The sequence below is a fragment of the Bartonella senegalensis OS02 genome (genome assembly GCF_000312545.1).
GTDB lineage: Bacteria > Pseudomonadota > Alphaproteobacteria > Rhizobiales > Rhizobiaceae > Bartonella > Bartonella senegalensis.
Genome location: NZ_HE997540.1, coordinates 127,981 through 133,165, shown reverse-complemented (window position 1 = coordinate 133,165; position 5,185 = coordinate 127,981). Strand labels below are relative to the sequence as shown.

The 5,185-nt window shown below is 39.1% G+C and carries 2 protein-coding genes; both read left to right on the top strand.

Going from position 1 to position 5,185, the window contains the following annotated elements; translation table 11 throughout:
• The first annotated feature begins 346 nt into the window (after positions 1-346).
• A complete protein-coding gene (gene bafA, locus BN200_RS00555) occupies positions 347-2,914 on the top strand; it encodes a BafA family autotransporter (protein ID WP_019220452.1) in 2,568 nt (855 codons plus the stop codon).
• Positions 2,915-3,427: 513 nt separating this feature from the next.
• On the top strand, positions 3,428-5,185 hold a 1,758-nt coding region (locus BN200_RS00550; protein WP_019220451.1), incomplete at its 3' end, for a pertactin-like passenger domain-containing protein.

Sequence of the window (5,185 nt, the reverse complement as noted above, 5' to 3'; positions counted from 1 at the left end):
AAGAGTATCACTTTTAAAAACCAAATATTCAATTTATGGTTAAAGAATAGTTTTTAAAGGAATATTGATACGCTTATGTATCATAGGCTGTACACTTAAAAGTGTGTTATTTTTTTGTACTTTACTGTTTTTCTTTGATGAAAAACCGTGGGGGGAATGCGAAAAGAGCAATAGAGAAACTCCTTCATATTTTCAGTTAAGAAAGCCTTCGAAAGGACGCGAAAGGCATTTTTTAGCCAAATAAAGAGGACGTTGAAGAGAATTATTACAATTTTAGGTTGAAAACAGGTTTTGCAGAGCTAATTACGTTTTGTGTCTGTCCAGACTGAAGGGGGAGGGTGTAGTTATGCAGTATAAGTGGAAACCGAGCTATTGGGTACTCATAGTCAGCAGTTGTTTTGTGCAAGCAGCTGTCGCTGATGAAGGGGGGAGATGGCTTTTTTGTCAGCCTTCAAGCTATAATGAAAATGAGAAAACAGTTCATGCTCAATATCATGAGGATATAAAAACAGGAAATTGCATACTTGGAGCATCTAACAGGAATATTTTTTTAGGGATGCATGAGGGGACAGGCTCTTTGGAAAGACTGAGAGGTTTTTCCACTGAGAACAGAACGGCAATGTTGGTCAGCAGGGTACAGCGACTTGAGCCAGAAAATGATAGTAAAGCTGTGCAAAATGCGCAAGGAAGAAATATTCAGATGCGTAAAAATTCTGAACTCATCTTTATTAAAGATGGGGCACTTCTAGAAAATTTTATCCTCGATCACAATGGAAAAGCTTACATTTCAAATGATGGTGAGATAGATAGTCCAGGGCGATCCATCAATAACACGGTGAGGAATGGTGCAGAGATTTATGTTTATGCAGGAGGTCTCAGTGAGAATAGTACCATTGAACATGGTGGAACTGAAAATGTTCAGGCTTTAAAAGGAAAACAAGGCTTTTCAAAAAATGCTATCGTTAAAGAAGGCGGACAGCAAAGTGTTGAGAGTGGAGGAAAAGTAGAAGGGACCAAAATTTATGGTGGAGAGCAGTTTGTTTTTGGGGAGGGGGATGTTAGAGGACAGATTAAAGGAAGTAGTGCTTCTGATACCGTTATTTATGGTCAAGGTGAAACACTAGGACAACAAAAGATATATGATGGAGGGATAGCTTGGAATACCAAAGTAATGCGAGGAGGTGTGCAAGAAATTGCAAAAGAGACTCAAAGCGCAAAAAATGGTGGTTCTGTATTTGAGACACAAGTCTTTGGTGGCGGTAAACAGCGTATTTTAGAAGGGGGTAAAGCTATAGGAGTTACTTTAAATGAAACCGCTCTCCAGGAAATATATGCTGATGGATCTGTAAAAAATCTAACAATTAATGATGAAGCAAAATCATCTGTATATGCTGGGGGTAAATTAGAAGGAAAAACACTAGTCAGTCATTCTGGACAGCTTCATCTTTATGCTGGAAAAGAGCAACATCGTACTACAGTAGAGGAGGTTATTTTAAATGGAAAAGAGACAAAACTGTACTCTATAACCGATGAGTTTGATGGCAAAAGCTCTTTCATTCAGAAATTAAGCGGTGAGGGGAGTGTTCTTTTTGCATTTACCGGCTCAGATCCGTATTATTCTCAGCTTCATGTTAATCATCTTTCAGGAAGTTTACATTTTGAGTTTAATACTACTCTCGCACAAAATCGTGGTGATTACCTTTTCGTTGACGATGGCAAAGGGAGTCACACGCTAAGTGTTACTGATTCTGGGGTTGAAATCACGGATCCTTTTTCCAATAAGCGTGATTTAATTACGGATCGAAGTGGTGAAGCTTATTTTACTTTGACAGATCTCTCTGGTGAAAAAATTCATGCTATCGATGGTGGGACCTATATGTATGATTTGAAACAGAGAAAGGACGAAAATGGAAAAGTTTGGTTTTTATCTGCGAACCGCATCAGTGGACCAGAGTCTTCACTTCCTGATCCGACAGATCCGTTAACTCCTGGTGGTCAGTTGACAACACCTTCAGTTGATGCTGTGCTCTCTACAGGGGTAGCTTCTGGACTTATTTTTAATAATGAGTTGGAAATTGTGCGTACTGGTAGAGGAGTTTTGGACAAAAACAGGAGAGATGTAGATTTATGGTCTTATGCGATTAAGAGCAGAGAACGTGTTGCTACAGGTCATACGCATTTTAAGCTTGAGCAGACAGGTATAGTGGTTGGTGCTGATCAGTTAAGCGAATTAACGCATGGAGAGTTGTATGTTGGTGGTTTTGGCAGCTACGATCAAGGACGCGTCGCGCATGCACGAGGGGGTGACAGCAATCTCAACACCTATAGTGTTGGAGCTTATGCGACGTATTTTGATCATCGCGGATGGTATCTAGATAGTGTTTTGAAATATAATTATTACCGTGATAATTTAAAAGCTCTTTCAACGAATGGTTTAGTCGTTCAAGGCAATTATAATCAGTGGGCAATAGGTGGGTCATTTGAAGTGGGCTGTCGTTTTGAGCCAGCGCAGAGCACTTGGATGCAGCCTTATATCAAATTAACGGGTTTGCAGGTTGAAGGTAAAAAAATCACACTTTCCAATAAAATGACAGCTGATATAAGTCCATTAACGTCATTGCGTAGTGAAGTTGGATTAACTGCAGGGCATGAATTTATTGTCAATGCAGAAACTTCATTAAAGGCTTACATCACAGCCGCTTGGCTGCGTGAGAATGTTAATAATAATCATACGACAATTAATAACCGCCATAAATTTATTACTGATTTGTCAGGCAATGCCGGTAAATTGGGAATAGGTTTAAACAGTTTTGTCAATGATAAATTAACGCTCTATGCAGAAGCGCATTATCTTAAAGGACATAAGATTAAGCAAGCACTTCAAGGTATTTTGGGGTTACGCTATAGTTTTTAAGTCTACGTATTTATTTTCTGATCAATCTGAGAAATCTGCTTATTTTTTATCAGTGAAACATGCAGTGTCTCTATATTCTTCAGGGATGTAGACACTGCTGATGCGCTTATGTTCTCTTTAAGAGCAATCTCATTTTTTCATTTACTATTGCAAGCATTGCAAAATTTTCCTTGAATATAATAAACAATTTGAATTTTATCATAATTCTTTTTAGCTGAATATAATAGTCTTTTAATTCATATAGTTACTATTCATATTTAAAGTTTATGGTGCGCAATACAAAGTAATTGCAACATAAATAAAACACATTATGATTTAATCTGAAGTAAACTACTTCTGTAGTCGCGGGATGTTTGTTTCATTATTGATAATGGAGTGTGAATCATGCGGCATAAATACAAATTAAGTTTTTCAATATTGATGATCAGTAGTTGTTTCACGCAAGTTTCAAGTGCGACTGAGAATAAGAGTAGGACGCTAACAAAACTAGAGAGTGTGAGGAATGGAGAAAAAGTGCCAAAAGGCTCAGCGTTGGTTACTAATGCAGTTCCTATCAGCAGTAATATTACGATCGAAAATGGTGGTGTCGAAATTGTTGAGAATGGTAGAACTTCCGTAGATGCTACTATTAAAAAGGGTGGGATGCAAGTAGTTACGCATGGATCAACAGCAATGAATACTAAAGTCCAAGGTGGTAAACAGTTTATTTTCGAGGACAAGAGTATTATAAATCTTGAAGGTTTGGAGAAGCGAAGCAGTGCTTATACTGCTACAGTTACTGGTGTTGGTGGAGCAGTAGGGCAGCAGAATATATATGATGGTGGAAAGGCTTGGTATACTAAAGTTATGGAAGGAGGGGAACAAAATATTTATATGGGGCAAAGAGAAGATGGGGGTATTGCAGAAGGTACAATAGCTTCAGGTAATGGTAGGCAGAACGTTTTAAAAGAAGGGATGGCCATTAAGACTACTTTGAAGGATGGTGCTGTTCAAGTTGTATATCCTGGTGGAATTTTGGATGGTCTAACGATTAACGGTTCTGCCAGTTCGTGGATACATGTTGGTGCAGAGTTGATTGGAGAGATACAGGTCAATGATGGGGGACATCTTTATCTTTATGCTGGTGATAGCATAGATAGTATTACAAAAGAAAAGCTTTCTGTGAAAGGACGAACCGATGAAGTATTATTTTTGGTTGGTGAGCGGAATAACAAAGAAAAACCTCAGGTTGCAATTGAGGACTTAGGTGGTAATGGAGGGCATGTTATTTTTGCTTCTATTCCGTATGAACCACGACATATTTCACTCCAGGTTCAACTTCTTTCAGGGAGTTTAACTTTTCATTTCAATATGAGTTCTACTGGAGGCTATGGTAGCGATTACTTATGGATAGACAGTGGGTCAGGTGATCACAAAATACATGTTACCGATTCTGGATCTGAGATCACAGATCCTTTTTCACAAAAAAAGAATATCATGACTCAGCTTAATTTAGTTACTGATAGAAGCCCAGGTGAAGGAGCAAATTTTACCTTGGCAGATGGCTTTGGCACAAAAACTCCAGCCGTTGATGGTGGAGCTTATATGTATTCTTTGCACAAAAGGAAGAGATGTGCAGAGTCTAGTGGTGATGCCACAGTTTGGTATTTAGCTGCACGAGCTGAGAGTTCAGACCGTTCGAATAGTCACGGTCAGTGTGTAAAAAATAAATCGAAGACTCGTGTTCCTTTTGTTGCTTCATCTAGTGATATGGGTGCGCAGTCCAATAGGAATTCCTCTTCTTCTCAGAATAGAAATTCCAATTCTCAGGTTACTACTAGTAATAAAAATAGTGGACAGAAACCTAAGCAACGGCCTCCACGGCATTTGAGAGAAGCTCAGCATCCTCCTGTTCCTCCGACGATTCCATCTCTAGAAAATCCGGCTGATGGTATTTCCCTTTCAACAGGTCATCATCATTATTCTGATGAGAAAGAGCAGACTGTTGTTTCTGTAGATGGTCAATCTTTAGCAGATCAGATGACTATGCGCCCAAGTCAACAGGATCAATCTTCTTCCCAATCGCGTGAGGAAATGCCGGTACCTCGTTTTTTAACTACCCCTTCTACTGATTCGGTGTTGTCGATATCTGTGGCTCCAGCGCTTATTTTTCACCATGAGTTGCAAACTGTACGTACGGGAAGAGGAATTGTAGACAGAAGTAAGAAGCATGGAGCTTTCTGGGTGCATGCAATCAAAAGCAAAGACAATGTCGCTGCAGATCATAGAGAC

Excerpts from the sequence above, each read along its gene's own strand:
- bafA (WP_019220452.1), top strand. The coding sequence starts at position 347 with ATGCAGTATAAGTGGAAACCGAGCTATTGGGTACTCATAGTCAGCAGT.